Genomic DNA, 20,574 nt, shown 5'->3' on the forward strand with positions numbered 1-20,574 from the left:
AAAGGTGCATTTTTATCGGGTTTAATAGATAAGAAGTAGAATTTTATTTAAAAATACCAGTTTCATCCACGATGATGCTGTCAGATTAAGATTAAAAAAGAAAAAAACAACATTTTAATTGCATGCGCCGAATTTTACCAAAAAAAGCTATTCTAAAAGCACAAATTGTTTCGTTAAAATATGAAGTGGTAAGAGCTGAGAATAAAACACCGATTGATCTAAACAAAAAATATGCGAGTGTATAGAAAACTACTTTTTATATTTTTTGTTTTTTCATTATGCTCCTGTAAAAAAGAAAAGACAGCGACGGGTAGGGATGACTCAGAAATCCGTTCCCGTTATTTTCAGTTAGAGAAAATCGGCTGGAAGTCGCGCGAATATTCCCAAAAAGTAGACGACATCAATTTTACGGCTACCGAAGTGCCCATTCAATATTACATTTTAAAAGATCAGGGAACGACCGATCTGTTTAAAGTGGATTCCCTATATGAAGCCAACAAACAGGAGCGGGTAGTTGAATTTACGTTCCAACAGGATCAGGAAAAAGATCTTTTGTCCGATCAATTTACCGGATTACCTTATGCCGATGCGGTTAAATATATGTCGTTTGCTATCAATAACGATTTTTATGTGGTTACCTCCAAAAATGATACGATACCGTGCAATGGCGTTTCTTATGAACGCAATTATAAAATCGCACCTTTCCAGAAAATAGTATTGTTCTTTTCCGGAATTGATCCCAATGAAAAAATCCAACTGATTTATAAAGACCAGTTATTCCGCAAAGGAACATTGAAGTTTAAGTTTAAAGACACATTTACAGAAATATTATTATGATCCAAAAAATCAGAACGAGTAAGGTTACAAAAGTCGTTGCTATTTATTTAGCAATGATGTTGTTTTTAGAAATGGTTCAGCCAATGGCAGTATATGCTTTGACCTCTGGACCTTCGCAACCGGAGTTTGAGTCGTTTACTCCTATCGGAACATCGGATATGGTCGATCTCGCCAGCGGTGATTTTAACTACAATATCCCGATTATGGATGTGGGTGGTTATCCGTTAAACCTGGCATACAATTCCGGAGTTACCATGGATCAGGAGGCCTCATGGGTTGGTTTAGGCTGGGATTTGAACGTTGGGCAGATTAACCGACAAATGCGCGGTTTGCCAGATGATTTCAAAGGCGATGAGATGATCTATGAAAATAGCATGAAAGACAATGTGACCATCGGGTCGAATGCAAACCTTTTCTTAGCCGGATTTGGTATTGGCGAAATGGCCATTCCAAGTATCGGACTTGGGGTGAAGTACAACAACTACGATGGATTCGGATTTTCGGTTAACGGTGGTTTGAGTTATCAGATCAGTGATAACCTTTCTGTAGGGATGAATATGGAATCTTCGGCATCCGAAGGTGTTTCAGTATCACCAAGTGTGTCGTTCGATAAAAAGAAAACGGATAAAGATAAAAAGGATTATACGTTAACCGGAAGTGTCGGGGTAAGTTTAAACAGCCGAAAAGGACTGGAGTCAGCAATGATGTCGTATAAGTCAACAAAAAATAATACCAATCTTAAAAATATAAGAGATAAGCGTGATGTATTGTCAGGCTCTTTGTCGTTTGGAGATGTGTCTTTTACACCAACAAAACGCGTTGGAATGGTGTCGTCCAACTTTATGTTTGGGATGAATGTGGAAGCGGAGTTTTGGGGAGTGGAACCGGGAATGAAATTTTCCGGATACCGAACCAGTCAGGGAATTAAAAGCTCCGAAAAATATAAAACAGAAAGAGGCTATGGTTTTGAAAACAGCTATAGTGCCGGAAGTACCGATATTTTAGATTTTAACAGAGAAAAAGACAGAACCTTTAATAAAAATACAACATCATTACCTATTACGAACAATACATACGATTTGTATAGTATTCAGGGACAAGGGGTGTCCGGAATGTTCCGTCCTTATAAATCACAAGTAGGATTTGTGTACGATAATTATGTACAGGATGATACCAATGGAGGTAGTTTTGGTCTTGAATTTGGAGCTGGTGGAGGTGTTCACTTTGGTTTTGATGCCACGATTACTAAAGGTAATAGTGCTTCAGGGTTGTGGGCGAGTAGTAATCCGGCTTTGGCACGATTTAGAGAGAAGGTTAGCGGTAATAAAGTGGATTATGAAAAAGTGTTTTTCAAAAATATCGGAGGATACCATGTTGATAAAGAATTGAACTTATTCAATACGCAATTGGGAGCTTATGATCCGATTAAATTGGAAATTGGAGGAACTAAGTTCTCGAGAAATACTATTCTGAATTATTCCCGAAACGGGAGTTATATACAGAACGCCAGCTATGTGAAAAGAGATGGGCGTCTGGGTAGAAATCAGGTTATCCAAAAATTAACCCGTGCCGAAGCGCAAAAGTTTGGCTTTCAAACGCAATTCAGCCCGTACTCATTAGCCGGAAAACACGATCATCATACCTCTGAGGTGCGAATCATAAAAGAAGGTGGCGACCGCTATATCTTTGGACGTGCAGCGTATAACTCCATAAAGAGAGAAGCTACGTTTGACGTGGGAAGTAATCCGGGTGTAAACTGTTCCAAAGGATTGGTAAATTATAACCCGGGAAGTGATAACTCGGCCAATAACAGTAAAGACGGTGATCAGTATTTTAACCGTATTACGACGCCGGCTTATGCACATACCTATTTATTGACGTCTGTTTTATCATCCGATTATCAGGATTTAAAAAACGATGGCCCTACTGATGACGATTTAGGAACTTATACCAAGTTTACCTATAATAATACACAACCATATAAATGGCGTATTCCGTTTAAAGAGAATGTTGCCAACTATGACGAAGGATTGCGTTCCAGTAAAAAGGATAATAAAGGGAACTATCAGTATGGTGAAAAAGAAATGCTTTATATCAAAAAAATTGAAACAAAAACACATGTTGCTATTTTTGAAATTTCGGCACGTAAAGACGCCTATGGTGTAAAAGGTGAAAACGGAGGAATCGGAATGGATTCCAAATCGTATAAACTGGATAAAATTTCATTGTATTCGAAACCGGAATACCTTGCCAATCCAACAGGAGCAACACCTATTAAAGTAGCCCATTTTGAATATGACTATAGTTTGTGTCAGGGTGTCGAAAACCACGAAAACGCAAATATGTCGGGTGGTGCTTACGATGGTCAAAAAGGAAAACTAACCCTTAAAAAAGTGTATTTCACCTATAAAAAATCCAATATGGGTAAATACACACCGTATACCTTTAATTATGGGTATAATCCTTCTTACGATGTGAAGGCCTATGATATATGGGGGAATTACAAGCCGGTTGCGGCGAATGTAGGTTGCGGAACAAGCGATGCTTTATCGAATGCCGAATTCGGATATGTGGATCAGAAAGACAGAGCTGCTGCAGATCAATATGCTTCTGCCTGGTTATTAAACAATGTTAGTTTGCCATCGGGCGGTAGAATAGAGTTGAATTATGAAGCCGACGATTATGGCCATGTTCAGGATCGCGATGTGATGGAAATGTTTAAAGTGGTGGGAGCCGGTCAGGCGCCATTAACATCCCTAAGTCAGTTAAACAATACAAAACTATATGAATCATTTAACCCTTCGCGTTATTTGTACATCAAATTAGATGACTCTAATTTTCAAGACTTCCATGAGCGTTATATCAAGCCAATACAAAATGACCCGATTTATTTTAGGTTTTTAGTGAATATGGCACCAAATGATAATGCCAAATATGATTATGTGACGGGTTATCTAAACGTAGTCAAAAATCAAACGTATAACTTTATTCAGGACGGTAACGGTGACAGTTATGCGTCTATTAAAATTGAAATGGTAAACCAGGGAGACGGTGGTAATCCGGAAGTGAACCCGATATCAAAAGCGGGTTGGTATTTCGGAAGACAAAACCTAAACCGTGTGGTTTATAGTATGAACAATGAAGAGGATACCAACAATCTTGAAGGTGTTGTGATGGAACTTATCGGTTGGATTCCAACGTTGTTGGATATTTTCAAAAGTCCAAATGGAAAACTAAAAGAAAAAGGAATCGCAAGCAAATTTATCTCCGGAAAATCATGGATTCGTTTAATGCAACCGAACCGTGAAAAAATCGGTGGCGGTAGTCGTGTAAAAGAAGTAAAAATGCATGACGAATGGCAGATAATGACCGATAACCCAAGTGATGAACTATACAAACAACATTACGGACAGGTGTATAGCTATAAAACGGAACAGGGAAAAACATCGGGAGTAGCTAGCTATGAGCCGATTGGTTCTAAAGAAAATCCGTTTGTAGAACCGTTTTATGATAAAACCAGCAAAAGTTTATTGTTAGGGCCCGAAACGGAAAACTATATCGAAAAACCTTTCGGAGAATCGTTTTTCCCATCACCGAAAATTACCTATAGTCGGGTAGTGGTTAAAAACCTTGAAAGAGGGAAAATATTAGGCCCACGGGATCCGGGTGTGGTAAAACGACACGCTACAGGACATGTGGTAACTGAATTCTATACGACTTACGATTTCCCAACTGTGGTTAACTATACGCCTATGTCATCAAAATATGATAAATCGGATATCCTGGCAAGTTTGTTAAAAATCAATGTTAGAGATCATTTAACACTGTCACAGGGATACTCGATCCATACCAATGATATGGATGGTAAAACGAAGAGCGAACGTATTTATGCCGAAGGACAAGTGGCATTTATTTCCGGAGTGGATTATAAATACCGGGAAAATCCAAATGCACCTAAAAGTCAGGGAAAACTAAACAATGTGGTGACAACCATTGACGGTGCCGGAAATATCAGTTCAAAACTGGTAGGGGTGGATTACGATGTGATCAACGACTTTAGAGAAAGTAAATCGGTAACTCAAACGGCCGGTATTCACTTTAATACTGCTGGTATTCCTTTGTTTATGGTTTTCGTGATTATACCGGTTCCGCTACCGAGTTATTCGAAACACGAAAATCAGATCCGAACTGCTGTAACGACAAAAGTGATTCATAGTAGTGGTATCCTGTCGGAAAAAATTGCGTATGATGTCGGCTCTAAAGTATCTACCAAAAATAATGCGTGGGATGCCGATACCGGACAAGTATTGTTAACCGAAACAACAAATGAATATAATGATAATTACTACAGTTTTAATTTCCCGGCATACTGGTCGTATAAAGGAATGGGACAGGTAGCGAAAAATATCGGATTGGAATGTGCGATTTCCAATATCAATAACACCGATAAATATAAAATGGATGGTGGTTATAATGCAGCCAAATATTTAATGGATGGTGATGAAGTGTGGGTTGATGGAATCAATCGATCGGAACAAGACCAGAAATTTTTCGCCTGGGTAGTTAAAAATAAAGAACTCGGGAATGAATTTATGATGATTGATCGTAATGGTTTGCGTATCACCAGAGATAATATCATTAATGGTAGTATTAAGATAATCCGATCCGGATATCGAAATATGCTGGAAGCCTCAATGGCAGCTGTAACCTCTGTTAAAAATCCGCTTTATAATTATAACTGGAACAATCAGATGGTATCGATGAAGTCGAACATCGGAAACAATCCGTTTTTCTCGTCAACATTTAACGATTATAGAATCGTAAATGCATCGGCAGTTGAATACAATAATATCTGGGCAGCGCAATGTGAATGTGATTTGCCAAAGATGACCTACGATAATGGAAACCTAGTTTTTGAATATGAAAAAGACAATAATACCAGTGACCCGGATGATATTGCCGCAAACTCGTATAATCCGTATGTATATAATGTCTTAGGAAACTGGAGAGCCAACAAATCGTATGCGTATTTAACAGGAAGAAATTTTACGGATAACACGAATGATCTGAACCCTACACTACGAAAAACAGGTTTCTTTAACAATTTTGAGTCGTTCTATGTTTATAATGCTTTTACCGGGAGATGGGAGAAGAATGCGCAGTATTCCAACTTTGGTAAATGGACTTTTGCATCAGAAATAACACAGTTCAGCCCATATGGTCAGGAAGTGGAAAACAAAGATGCGTTAAACCGTTATTCATCGGCCTTCTTTGGCTATAATAACCGTTTCCCAATGGCAGTGGCATCCAATTCAAAATATAAAGAAATGGCGTTTGACGGTTTTGAAGATTATGATTTCTCTACCTGTCTGACTTCAGCGCACTTTAATTTCCAGGGACTTCTAAAACCAAATGAGATAACCGTTTCGTCGAAACAATCGCATACCGGTAGAAAGAGTTTAAAAGTGGAGGCTGGAAAAAGTGCCCTGCTTAAAAAACAAGTCGTTTCCTGTATTGAGGTGCCAAGTAATACAGTAACGAAAGTGAAACCAGTAGTAAAAGTATTAGCTAAAGACATTAAAAAATAATAGTAGAGATGATTCGTATAAAATTGAAAAATTTAGTTTTAATAGTGTTTTTACTATTGTCTGGCATGACTGTTTTGGCTCAGGTTTCTCCGGAAGAAAAACAGGCACTGATTGATATCTATAACAGTACTAATGGTAAGCAATGGAAAAACAATAAAGGCTGGGATGTTAATAATCCTAAATCGGTTGTGACTTCCTGGGATGCTGCAAAGAAAACAGGATGGTATGGTATTACCGTTAAAGACGGCCATGTTACCGATATTGTTTTAAGCGATAATAATCTTGTTGGAGAATTAAAAGCAGATCCGGACGCATTTCAGGCGTTGACTCGTTTTTTAATCAATGGGAATAACGTAACCGGCGAACTAGCCGAGGATCTATTGGAACCATTGGGAGAGCTGCCTAAATATATGGACGAAGCTCCAAAGGTGGCAAAAGAAACAGCGGTTAAGCGTGTTGCTGATGCAAAGGTGGAAAAAGTAGTGGTTGCAGATAATGCAACGGCTGTAACAACCGAGAGAAAACGTTGGGAATCCTGTACCAGAGATAATCCCAATTCACCGATAGTAAAAAATATATTCCTGAAGTTTATAAAATATCTGGTTAATGCCAAGAATAGTGGTGTGCCGGATTATCAGATTGAAGGAAGTAACCCGCCGGAGTTTAATGCATTAAAACCGTTTATCACCGACCCGAATCCTAAGATTACGCACTTTGTTACCGATATTGATCCTTCGAATAATACTCTGAGGGAAATGCGTTTCTCTTTTACCGGGGATCACGGGGAACACGATGTTTGGCTTTCCGGTATTTTTTCGGATATCGCCAACGTTAACTTTGATATTGATTTAAGTAGCTATACTGATTACGATCATTATATGGATTTGCAAGGGGAGTATTCGGATATTTATCCGGGGTATAAAATCCATTTAAAGCGATTTGATATCATGCACGTCAATTTCTGCCCGGATAGATTGCCTGTGTGTGGCGATAAAAACCGAATGGTACTGTCTGGACCTTCCGGACTACCAACAATATGTGCCGGACAATTTGTTATGGCTACCTTTTATCCTGCTATGGCTAGTGCCGATTATAATTTTACGGTTGTAAATTCAGCAACGGGTGCTACTGTATATACCGGTACGTTTAGTGGAGCCAACAATGTGTATATCAATGCGCTGGAAGCCGGTTCTTATACATTGTATATGGATGTTATGAATTATGACAGTGGCTGTACCTTTTCGGAGGAACAAAATTTTACGGTTCAAAATTGTGCTAGCTTCTGTGCTTCCAATAATCCCAATACCGTAATTGTAAAATATTTATATCTTAATTTAATAAACCATCTGGTTGCAAAAATGGTGACCGACGGTATGATCCCGGATGGGTATTTCCCGCCGCAATTGAGTGCCTTGGTACCCTATATTTCGGATCCTAATCCTAAAATTTACAACGCACATTTTGCAAATCACGGCGAGTATTTCCGTTTTTCATTTGCAAATCATGGATCCGATTATGATGTATCGCTACGATATACGCCAGGTACCACTGTAATCGGTATCGATTTGTCCGGATATTCATCACCCAATTTAGTCTCGACTATTCCGGTACTCTTAAATTCAAATGCGATGGAGCCGAATCATACGGTGAAACATATCGATTTTTGTCCGGCAACTCCAGTGTATTGTACGACAACAAATCCAAATGCTCCCGTGATCAAAAATCTGTTTGTTAATTTGATTAATAAATTAAGAACGCTTTCTAATGCGAGTGTGCCTAATGGATATACTTGTACAGAATTAACTGCTTTGGCACCATATGTTACGGATGCGAGTCCTAAAATTTACAACTTTGTTAATTCCGGTAGTTCGATTTCATTCTCCTTTAATCCACACGGTTCACAATATGACGTAGTGGTTCCGCTTCTAAGTAATTTAAGTATTACGAATGTGGAGTTCAATAATTTTGTGGCTCCGGATATGCAGGCGACATTTAAGACAACTTTCAGTAACGGTTCGGTAAATAACACGGTTGGAAAGGTAAAACATATCAATTTGTGTCCAGATGAATTATACTGTGTGTCGCACGTGGCAATTGTAGTGGACGAATCCGGATCGCTTGATGATACCGAAATCCGAAAAATCAAAAAACAACTAAAAGCATTTGTTCAGCAACAAGCCGATACGAATGATAATTTAGGAACCAATATCTATATTTCCCTGATCGGTATGTCCGACAGTGATACCTACAACAGAGCCGATGCCATCATGCAGGTTAAAATTACAAACGGTTCGACTTTAAATCAATTTAATAACTGGATTAACAGTTTTGGTGCCCGATACGGTCAAACGGGAATCAGTCATGGTTCCGATTACTGGAAAAGTGCTTTAGACAAAGCATTAAGCACCTCGATGAAACCTAAAGGAGTTATTATGATCACCGATGGTTGTCAGACGTCCAATGTTACGAATTTGGTTAACACGATGAAATTATTTGATAATTATAGAAATCCGGCGAATCCAACAACTTCATTAAACCCAAATGCACCGCATTTATATGTACTGGGAATCGAAAACGGTTTCTATGTGGATTCGGAAACGGTAGTAAGTCAGCGAATGGCGCAAAACCAGGATCCTAATCTAAATCCGGCTTTGGTAGCACCTGCTTTGGGAACTAACGATTTCGCCCGAATTGCTCCGGTTGAACATACCGATGTAATTCAAACACAAGCGGAATCACGTCTTAGAAAATCATTAAAATTCTTATTGGGTTATCCTGCAGATCAATTCCCGGTAGCGAGTATCGATTATTTTAAACCGGCCGATTATTATGGTCATGATAACTTTAATATCCTGGGTTCAGACGATCGTTACCTTTCGGAGAAATTGGTCGACAGTCAGATTTCTTGTGGAATCTCCATTACAAAAGATTTTTGTGAAGATTGTTATTCGTTCCAACCGGAACCAGGGAAAGAATATATCTTAAGTGCCTGGGCAAAAGAAGAAACGAACGAGCAGTTTAAAACATTTGAGAATCCTGCGATTACACTGATTTTTTATCACAATAAACAGGCATTGCCACAACACGAAATATCAAGAATCACAGCAATACCTTCCGGTGAAATTATCGACGGATGGCAACGCATCTTTACCAAGTTTATGATTCCGTATTCGACAACAAGTGCTATCAATAATACCATTTCAATTGGAGTGGAACTAACGAATAACAGCCCGAGTATTCCGGTTTATTTTGATGATATACGCGTGCATCCTTTAAAAGGTAGTATGAAATCATTTGTATACGATCCGGAAACCTTTAAACTGATGTCGGAATTAGACGATAACAACTACGCTACTTTTTATGAGTATGATAATGAAGGCGGATTGGTACGTATTAAAAAAGAAACGGAAAGAGGTGTGAAAACGATTCAGGAAACCCGTTCCGGAAGTGTAATTAAAAACTAAAGGATAGTCATGGTAAATAAAATCATCACATCCGTTTCCATCCTTTTTATGGGGTGTCTCGTTCAGGCACAAACCGTAGGAGAGGTTTTTAAGAAAATTACAACCGGATACAGTATCGCACAACCACTGCAGTATAAAACCGATTATAAACTGTTTAAAGATCATAAGTCGACGAAGGTAGAAGAAAACTATAAAGGAGTCTTTTATAAAAATGCGGCGAACGAGGTTTACATTAAAATCAATGATACGGAGATTATTAATACGAAGAAAACCAATATAAAAGTTAGCCACTCCGAAAATGCTATTGTGGTTTCGAATCCAGTCGACAATTATTTCGGTGAAGCCGATTTTAATAAAGTCTTCGAATTGTGTAAACTGATTTCGTTTAAAGATTTTAAGACCTATTGGGAAATTGTTCTGGAACCGAAAACCTATTCCGGATTGACCTATTCCAAGATCGTTTTAAATGTATCGAAAACCTATTTTATACAAAAACAGATCTTTTACTATAACACGGGAATTAATTTTTCCAAGGATTATAAAGGAACAGATGTTAATTATCCGAGATTGGAAGTGGTTTATAGCGATTATAGCAGAAAAGCAATTCCACCTTCGGTTTTCAATACGCAAAACTACCTTTCCTTCTCTGGTCAGAATAGTATTGTTTTAGCTCAACGGTTTAAAAAGTACGAAATAATTGATCAACGAATTATTTCTAATAACATAAAATAAAAATCAGATATATGTATATCCCTAAGCGTTTATTTATTTTAGTATTTACATTATTTACAGCATTTGTTTTTGGACAACAGGAAGAAACGATGGGAAGCTATAGTTCGGGTAGCCAGTTGCATAGTTTACCCATGCTTCAGGTCGTCGATCCAAAATATGCTTCTTTAAGTCAGCAGAATGTTTTTACATCTGTAGATCCCGCGGTATATGTCCATTTTGGGTTTCAGGACGATTTAATCAATACGGCGGCAAATTTGGCCATATACTCTTGTGAGGTACGGCTAAAAGTTATGCCATTTAATAATTCGAATGGTTCTTTGAATGCTTATACTATTACGCTAAAGATTAAACGTGATAATGTAACCGAAACGGTAAAAATGAATGATTATGTGGTGTATAAATTACCAGGTATTCATAAAGCCAATGTTGCAGTAGAGGAAATACGTTATATGGACGCAATGGATCAGGTTATCCCTTTGGTTAGTAATTCTGCGGCTTATTTAAGGCTAACGTTTAAAACGGATCGCTATTATAATATTAAAAATACAACGGTTAATCCGGTTACGAAAAGACTCATTAAGTACAATGGAATGTCGGAAATGATCGTTAACAATGTAAGTGATGGTGCCGAAGAATTAGAAATCAACTGGACGCGCTATAATGAAGCACCAGCGACGGAATATGAACTGGAATGGACCTGGGTAGATAACTTTGGACCAAATGGTGTGAAATTGTTGCCAAACCAGATTACCTTAACAGAGCAGGATTTTAAACTGAATAGTACAAGAGTACAAACCAAAGAGTTAAAGTACAGAATTCCGTTGGTGTTTTCCAAAGGATATCTGGTATATCGTGTAAGACCGGTTGGACGCTTCCTGGACGATACAAAAAAGAGCTATTTTGGAACCTGGTCTTCAGGATTGGCCGGTGCTTTCCAGAATGTAGCTAACTGGGGTACTTTCCTTGAAATTGATGCCGATCACGAAGTAGGTAAAAAGAACTGGCAATATCAGGCCTCTTTTGCTGAAGACGGTAAGAAAAAAGAAGTTGTAAGTTATTTCGACGGTACTTTGCGTAACCGTCAAACGGTTACAAAAACCAATACCAATAATAAAACAATTGTTGGAGAGTCAGTATATGATAACCAGGGACGTGTAGCTGTAGAAGTATTGCCAACGCCTATCGAAGCTTCCGGTATTCGTTATTACCGGGACTTAAATAAAAATGATGCCGGGAAGGTTTTTACCCATCATGATTTCGATTGGGACCGACTCAATGGATTAATCTGCGAACCTATAGTGCCACCGGGAATGTCAAAAAACTCGGGTGCCAGTAAATATTATTCGGAACAAAATACAATAGTAGGAAACTACCAGGATTATGTGCCGAATGCCAATAAATATCCTTTTTCTCAGATTGAATATACACCAGATAATACCGGAAGAATCCGAAGAAAAGGAAGTGTAGGGCAAGATCTTCAATTGGGTACCGGTCATGAAATGAGTTATTTTTATTTGCAACCGGATCAGGAAGAATTAAACCGACTTTTCGGATATAAAGTAGGGGATTTCAAACGCTATAAAAAGAATGTAGTTGTCGATCCGAACAAACAGGTTAGTATCAGTTATCTGGATCCTCAGGGAAGAACTGTTGCTACCGCGCTGGCCGGAGACAATCAGAAAGAGCCTATGGTGTCATTGGAAGATGAAACCAATAACGCATTACACCAGATGACAACGGCTAATGTGTTGTCGAATAACGATGCCTATGCTACTGGACTAAACGGAATTCTGTTGGATGGAGTACGATCAAATAAGCAGATAGGTGTTGTTAAGGATGAATCGTTAACATTTAATTATGGACTAACGCATACCACGAATAGTTATACTGACTATTGTATGGGCGGAAAACACTATCCTTTTGTCTTTGATTGGGTCATCCGACTTAAGGACGATTGTGGGAACGATTTATTACTTAGACGAGGCGACGGATCTGTTAACTATATACAATTAGGATCGGTTAATCTAAATTCGTTTACACCCTACGCACCACCGATTGTTTTAAATTATAGTGCTGGGACGGGTGTGCTAAAAATAGGTTCGTATACTTTGAATAAAGATATCCGGGTGAATCAAGCAGCTTTAGAGCAATATGCGGATGATTATATCACATTACTAAAACAAGAGACCAATGTGTGTTATCCGGATTTAGGAGCCTTTACGGTCGATATTAGCGAAGAAGACTGTCACGTGACGTGTAGAAGTTGTGAAGAAGCGCTGATCTGTACCTATTTGACTCCACAGGAATGTGCAGCATATAGAACAACGTTCCCTGCTGGTACAGACGAAAGTGTATTGGGTGACATCAATGTAAGAGAATATTATGTCTTACTTGCCGAACGAAAATATGTAATCGACAATTTGAATACCAATTTCGCAGGAAGTTCATTTGCATATAATGGATCAATATATGTAGATCAGAATGGACTTGTTTCACAGTATACCATCAATATATATGTGACTCGTTTCAAAAAGGAACTTAGAGCAATGTTAGATGGTTGTAGAGAATTGTGTATACAACCGGGAGATACCTGTAATATCAATACCAGTATATTGTTATCGGATGTTAGTCCGCACGGACAATACGGATCAATTTCAGGAATCGATTTCCCAACGGCACAACCGGGTGGAACAACAACACCTGCAACCAGTGTAGATGATACCTTGAGTTTGTTTAATGAAGACAACCAATTGTTATATGGAGGTTCTTCAACACAGACGTATGTCGATTTGGATACCGGATTAACCGTTACACAAAATGTATCGAACTATAACTGGAGAAGACCGGCAACGCCATATATGGATGATAATGGTGATGTTGCAAAGGTTAAAGTAGAAAGAATTAATTACAACACCTATATTCCGGAAATTATGCCTTCGGCTAGTGTCGAAGATGATCCACTGGATCCTACTTCCAATAATAAATATGTACGTCCGCAATATTTAAGAAATGTAACGGATTTTGTAAATAACTGGCAAGCTAGTTGGGCAGAATCGTTATTACCATACCACCCGGAATACCAGTATTTGAAATATAATAAAGCAATTTGTGCTAAAACAAATTCAGCCGGAGATAATTCGGATAGCTTTGATGAGAAACTTAAAGCCTTGGATTATACCAATGTCTTTACAACAAATGGAATGGCACAAAATTTAGTCAATATTACGGCTAATGACCCTTTCTATAACAGTCAGATTACAACAATGCCTGCACAGGGTATTTCGTACGAGGTAGAAACGGCTGCTGATTTTACCCTGAGAAGGAATTTGTTGGTGGAAGCGATGAATACCAATTATGAAGGTATTAAATTGGCTAATAATGCCCGATTGAATATGCTTCAGATGGCGTATTATACGACTGTTTTTGGTAATGGAATCGCGCCAGCTTCTACCTATCAGAGTTTGGTTACATCTCCGCTTAACCAGTTGCTTCCAATTCTTAATGCGCTGAATCCAAGTGAAAAAGAGCGTGTTTGGAAGAGCTTTGTGAATAACTATATCGCGTTTAAACAAAAAACGAGAACGGTATATTCCCATATGTTTGCTTTGAGAAATAGTGGTTATAACGGTTGTATTGGCGACGTACAGAACGTTGATACTTTTGTAACACTATTTGAAAAATATAATACAACAGGTAATTATAGTAACTTGTTACAACGAATCAACCAGGCTTTTGCAACTCCGGTTCCAACAACGCCTGCCGGTACAATACTGGCTTGTTCTACAACTACAGTGGGTTACTATAAAAACAAAGAAAAACGATTTATATCAGCCGATTACGGCTTTAACTCCGGTGTTCCGGGAGCACAGGCAATTGCCGATGCGACTGCCGACGCGGATGCACATACGTATCAGCAAACTGGAAAATGTCCATTATTAGTGGATACCGAAAGTTTATTAAAAGGATTGATCAATCCTTCTTTCCAGAGCCAGGGATTATTACTTTACGGCTTTAATGCGTACAGCATGCCGATGTTAACTCCGGATTTATTTAATTCGGTATTGTTAGACCCGGCTGCTTATGCGGCAAACCCACAAAATGTTACCATTAATGGAAATATTGTTAATGGTGGAGCGAGTTTGAATCTTACTTTTAATACCGCGAGCGGTGTTATTTCACAACCGATCGAACTTAGAATTCTGACACAAACTTTATCTATAGGCTCCTATATGAATGGTTGTAACGAAACGTTACCGGCTCCTACATGGACGGCTTATAATACAAACTTTAAGATTGTTGATTTCAAGAACATTTATTATGTGCCGGGATCATTTAATGCGGCCAATAATACCTATAAATTCCAGATTGTTGCAGTTCTAAAAAGACTTACGGGAACAAGTTGCCCGGCTCTTGAAGAGATCGTACTTGAAGGAACTGTTAAAGCAGCTATCGGACAATGTAGTTTTGGCGATTCAGCTGGTGAAACAGGTGAAAATTGCGACAAACGAGTGCGTTTTGAAAAAGCATTGGTACGCGTTATGAATGCTTTAAAAGGAACAAATCCAAATATTCCTGGACAATTGTTTACATCTGGTGTAGCCTTAAATGGTGCTCCGAATGATAAATATACCTATGGCAGCAGTGTTATGCCGGAGATATTAAGCGACTTAGCATTAAATTCGACCTGGTCGTGTAGTCCGAGTACCAGTTTTACGGTTAACGGTCCAACTCCGTTTACAATTTATAATCTGGTGAACGAATCCGGAAACCCATCTTTCCTTCCGGGCTCTTTTTATAGAGTAACGGGAATAAAGATTGAAAAAAATATGGTGAATGGTGTTGCAAGTGGTGATGACAAAATTGCAATCAGCTATCTGGATCTAAAAGATCAGGTGTTTACCTTAAATGGACGTATCACACCATTAAACTATAGTTGTATCTGTACGGAAGAAGTTTCTCAGATGCAAGTTGCTGGTGCTAATTTCTTAAACCTGACGAATCATCTTTGGAGTGTAGGAGGCAATTCCGGACCATTTTTACCAAGTATTATAGCAGATGGATATAATCCGGTTGAAATGCAGGCTGTAGCACCTTACATTATTGGTAACAATCCAACGGTGAACCAGTATAAAACCAGCTGGTCTAACGGATTATCAACCCAAAGTGGAATTAAGTTTAATTTCTTTGCCGGTTCATCGGCATGTCAATTTGAGCTTCCGCTTTATACTCATCCAAAGAGAGGGGGGGCTTTTAACACTTACGTCCAGAGTATTACGCATTTTTCCAACTTTAAGATACTTCAGGATTTAGGCAATAATACGTATGCTTTTAGTGTTTTTGTTCATCATGGTCCGTTTTCGGATGGTGACCGATTTGGAGCGACTTTTCCGGCCGGAATTCAGGAAGCTTATGGTACGATAAGCTGCCTTCAGCAAGCGTTCTGCGAAGAGGAATTCGGAGTGACAAATGCATTGACATCCGTGTTAAAGGATCTTATACAACAACAAACAGTGGCCGATGGTTCTACTGCTAACGGATTACCGGCTTTAAATACGTACGTTCAGTTATCTGGAGCGGCTCCGTCAGCCAGTATCAATAACTTCTACAAAGTAGAAAATAGTGCCAGTTCTCAAATTGGATTTACGTTTGCCAAAGAATCGGAATGTGAAGTAGTGTTTACAGTACCAGGTGTTTCGTTTGCAAATGTTACGAATATTTCGGGATTGTCATTTACCAATACACAATCGGGTAATTTTACAGCTACGGTTACAACGAATACCGGAGCACAAATTGTTGCCAACGGTACCAGTAAATGTATTACTGCACGAAAATGTAATTCCGTAATTCAGGTGCCTTGTACATCTTGTATACCGTCTACCGTTCCTCCGATGGCTTGTGTGGATAAATGGTTCCAGTTCCGCGATATAATGGATATCGTACAAGGGTATCAAATGCCGGATCATTTGGCTCAAGATGCGAAATATTTCTGTGAAGCCAACTTAGGTTATCTGGTTACAGATTATATACATTATTTGAATGTAACGGGAGCTTACGATGTTAGTATGCCGGCCTTTATATCGATAAGTGAATTCGGAGCAACCAATTTGAATTATGGTTATAATGGTACCCAAATGGTTATTAATGCCTATGGTACGTATTTGATGTCGCATCCGTTTATTGAGTGGAGTGAATTCGTAAATCAATATGTGACGGAAAATAAAATTTGTCCTCCGGCACCAATGGTTCCAACTATTAATCTGCAAGTAGATGATATTCCTACCCCTTGTGAGATTTTTGTACACTCGGTACAACAGACTTATTTACAGGAATTAATGGAGCAATATTTTGCTACAAAACGAGAAGAATTTAAACAAAAATATATTCAGGCCGCTATCAACGGATTACAGGAGTCGATGACGAAAGTGTCTTATGATAAAGAATACCAATATACATTATACTATTATGATCAGGCAGGAAACTTAGTGCAAACGGTTCCACCGCAAGGGGTATCCCGATTAGCACCTGGAGCCGACAGTACTATTAATGCTGTTCGAAACACGACGCCAGAAGAAGAGCAACAAGTTGTAAACGGTATTGTGGTAGATCCAGGTCACACGATGAAAACGGTATACCGTTATAACTCCCTGAATCAGTTGGTATGGCAAAAAACACCGGATGGTGGCGAAACGCGATTTGCTTACGATCAGTTGGGACGTATTATTGCCTCACAAAATGCAAAACAGGCTGCGATGCCGAAACCAAGATTTAGTTATACACGTTATGATGGTCTTGGACGTGTTGTGGAAGCTGGAGAATACGAGCCTCAGCAAGCTTATATTAACGAAGAAGGAAATGTTATCATAGGAGGTTCTCCTGTAGGCGAGCTGGAAACGTATAATTATAGACGTTATGAAGTAACGCGAACGGTTTATGATACCCCGGTTGAAAATAGTACCGGCTGGTTTGAATCGTATTCCGATAATAATAACCACAAAAGAGTTACAGCTATACTAACGTATAGCATCCTGGAAGATGGCGTAAACTTTGATGAACAAAAAATTATCGCGAATGAGCTATATGATAATGCGATTTTGTACGATTATGATATCCATGGAAACGTAAAAGAACTTATTTATCATACGAATAAAGAGGTCTTAAAAAGTTTAAACCAGGATGTCAAAAAAGTGATCTACGATTACGATTTGATTAGCGGAAACGTAAATAGTGTTACGTACCAGCCTAAAAAAGCGGATCAGTTTATTCATCGTTATGAGTATGATGCCGATAACCGAATTACGCAGGTTTATACCAGTAAGGATAAAATCGTATGGGAAAAAGAAGCGAAATACGACTATTATGAGCATGGACCTTTAGCACGACTTGTAATTGGAGATAAGCAAGTTCAGGGATTGGATTATTTCTATACGCTTCAGGGATGGCTTAAAGGGGTAAACTCGGAAAAATTAGGCGCGGTGAGAAGAAGTTTCTATTCAACCAGTGATATTGGCCAAGATGGAATTGCTCAGAGTGGGACCGCTAAAGATGCATTTGCATTTGCACTTCATTATTATAATGGTGATTATGCTTCCAGACATCATGTTGTAAATAGTGTTGATAATTCACTTCTGTATTATACCAATACAGTAAATTTAGGAGGTAATAACGATTTGTATAATGGAAACATAAAAGCGATGGTTACTTCTTTAATGGATTTATCGCAAGGAAATTTATTCTCACAGTATAATTATTACAGATATGATCAGTTAAATAGAATTAAGGCAATGAATTCCTTAAGAGTTAGTGATTTCTTTAATGAAACGTCCTATCAATCGGAGTATTCGTATGATAGAAATGGTAACATACTCACATTAAATCGTACCGCCCCGAGAGATAAAAATAGCGCATACACTGAAGTAATGGATGAATTGCGATATCATTATCAGGATGGAACGAATAAGCTGATGCATATTGATGATGCCGTTCCTAACGGAGCGTTTACCAATGATCCGTCGAATCCGAATGATACCACCTTGGATATCGATGATCAGGATAAAAACAACTACCAGTATGATGAGATTGGTCAGTTAACCCGTGATGAAAAAGAAGGCTTAAATATTAGCTGGAGAGTGGATGGTAAAGTGAAAACGGTAACCAAAGCAAACGGAACGGTAATTGATTTTGAATATGATGGTTTAGGAAAAAGAATTGCTAAAATCGTTACCAATGGAAACGATGTGACCACTACGTTCTACCAACGCGATGCTCAAGGAAATACATTGAGTACCTATGAAATGGTCAAAACATGGGGGCAACCGGCAAAATACTACCTGGTTGAGCAGGAGATTTACGGAAGTAGCCGTCTTGGAGTTGAAAAAGGTAGAAAAGAGCTTAATGCAGATACCGGAAGAGGAATCGCTTTACGAATGGATGCACTTGTAGCTACGGCACAAATTGCAGATAATGTTTCGCAGGCGTTATTAACAAATCCGTCTTCTATCTGGGGATTATCGTTTAGCGGAAATAACAATGTTACTTGGGGCGATGGCGACAAGAGTATCAATTTCTTTGATCAATCTGGAGGGAAAACACAGGAATTTGAAATCAGAACGAATTTCAAAATTGTTGGCGGCTCAGCGATGACTGTCAATCAAAATCATGCGTTAGTAACTTTGGATGGTGCCCGAAGACCGGAATATAAACAATGGGATAATAGTATTGCGCGTATTGTGATTAAGAGAAATGCCAATGGCGCCTATGTGCCGGCATTAGAAGTTGAAAAATATACAAAAAGGTTCCACCGTTATAAACCGTTCTTTGTTTTCCACAGACGTTGGAATTATAGAAACTATAAAACTGTTTGGACATACGAATTAAGAAATGCGATACCGGAAACAGAATGGAATTTCCATGCGAAGGTATCGGTGAATGGTGATAATTTTAGCCCACAGTTTACGATTAACGGAAATGTTTACACGTCGAGAGATTTTATAACGAATGTAAATCAAGAGTTAAACGGACCGGAATCCGGTGATACAAGAGAATTCCCGGAGCCAGATCCTGTTTCGAACACTTTAGGTAAAACCTCAAAAACATATGGGAATGTAGACGGGAACTATTTTGGGAATTCTTTCCAGGGAGTACCTGTTGAAATGTGTGATTTCACCTATACTGTAAATAATGGTCAGGGGTCAGATAATACTCCGGTATATGTCTTCCCGTTTGATGAAGGCTTTGGAAATCCATCGTCAACAAACAACTTGTTAACAATGACGAATAATGGTGTTCCGTATTCACAATCGTATTGTGGACCAACAGCATTAGATTCTGATGGTGATGGAATTCCGGATGCAGTGGACAACTGTCCGAATAAATTTAACCCGAATCAGAGTGATGTGGATGGTGATGGTGTTGGAGATGTTTGTGACAACTGTATGTACACGTATAATCCAAACCAGGCCGATGCTGATGGTGATGGTAGAGGAGATGTTTGTGACAACTGTATCAACAATCCAAACTACAATCAGATTGATACGGATGGTGACGGAAGAGGTGATGCTTGTGACAACTGTAGAACGATTTACAACCCGGGTCAGGAAGATGCTGATGGTGATGGTATTGGAGATGTTTGTGAAGGATTGGATCAAGGACAGGGTACATCTGCAGCAATTGGAACGCCGGTTACAGCCTATCGTTTTGTAGGGGATAAAAACTATGAATTATCGAACCATTTAGGGAACGTTCTTTCCGTAGTTACCGATCGTAAACTATTAGGACGTTATGGTACGAATTATCTGTTTTTACCAGATGTAATTTCATACAATGATTACTATCCGTTTGGGATGCTAGTGCCAAACCGTCACGAATCCTCAGAATCATATCGTTATGGATTCCAAAACCAGGAAAAGGACGATGAAGTTAAAGGTGAAGGGAATAGTATAAACTATACCTTCCGT

The 20,574-nt window shown here is 38.7% G+C and carries 6 protein-coding genes; all 6 read left to right on the plus strand.

Annotation, left to right across the window (positions count from 1 at the left end):
* Positions 1-122: 122 nt before the first annotated feature.
* On the plus strand, positions 123-245 hold the full coding sequence (locus tag E6C50_RS18030; protein WP_262712829.1) for a hypothetical protein: 123 nt from the start codon (positions 123-125) through the stop codon (positions 243-245).
* On the plus strand, positions 232-837 hold the full coding sequence (locus E6C50_RS15480) for a hypothetical protein (RefSeq protein ID WP_136404141.1): 606 nt from the start codon (positions 232-234) through the stop codon (positions 835-837). Before E6C50_RS18030 ends, E6C50_RS15480 begins: the two co-directional genes overlap by 14 nt.
* On the plus strand, positions 834-6,425 hold the full coding sequence (locus tag E6C50_RS15485) for a hypothetical protein (protein ID WP_136404142.1): 5,592 nt from the start codon (positions 834-836) through the stop codon (positions 6,423-6,425). The genes E6C50_RS15480 and E6C50_RS15485 overlap by 4 nt, the downstream gene beginning before the upstream one ends.
* Before the next feature lie 65 nt (positions 6,426-6,490).
* Positions 6,491-9,889 carry a VWA domain-containing protein gene (locus E6C50_RS15490; RefSeq protein WP_168732837.1) on the plus strand — a complete coding sequence of 1,133 codons (3,399 nt, stop codon included), beginning with the start codon at positions 6,491-6,493 and terminating at the stop codon, positions 9,887-9,889.
* 9 nt (positions 9,890-9,898) lie between these two features.
* Entirely contained in the window at positions 9,899-10,621 is a 723-nt protein-coding gene (locus tag E6C50_RS15495; RefSeq protein ID WP_136404144.1) for a hypothetical protein, read from the plus strand.
* Between the two features lie 11 nt (positions 10,622-10,632).
* Positions 10,633-20,574, plus strand: a 9,942-nt coding sequence (locus tag E6C50_RS15500; protein ID WP_211089558.1) for a thrombospondin type 3 repeat-containing protein, incomplete at its 3' end; no start/stop codon positions are given.

Origin of the sequence: Flavobacterium supellecticarium, assembly GCF_004801375.1 — a bacterium.
Taxonomy (GTDB): Bacteria; Bacteroidota; Bacteroidia; order Flavobacteriales; family Flavobacteriaceae; genus Flavobacterium; species Flavobacterium supellecticarium.

Bases quoted from the DNA above. Each gene is read 5' to 3' on its own strand.
- E6C50_RS15495 (WP_136404144.1), top strand. From the start codon at position 9,899: ATGGTAAATAAAATCATCACATCCGTTTCCATCCTTTTTATGGGGTGT.
- E6C50_RS18030 (WP_262712829.1), top strand. From the start codon at position 123: ATGCGCCGAATTTTACCAAAAAAAGCTATTCTAAAAGCACAAATTGTT.
- E6C50_RS15480 (WP_136404141.1), top strand. From the start codon at position 232: ATGCGAGTGTATAGAAAACTACTTTTTATATTTTTTGTTTTTTCATTA.
- E6C50_RS15490 (WP_168732837.1), top strand. From the start codon at position 6,491: ATGACTGTTTTGGCTCAGGTTTCTCCGGAAGAAAAACAGGCACTGATT.
- E6C50_RS15485 (WP_136404142.1), top strand. From the start codon at position 834: ATGATCCAAAAAATCAGAACGAGTAAGGTTACAAAAGTCGTTGCTATT.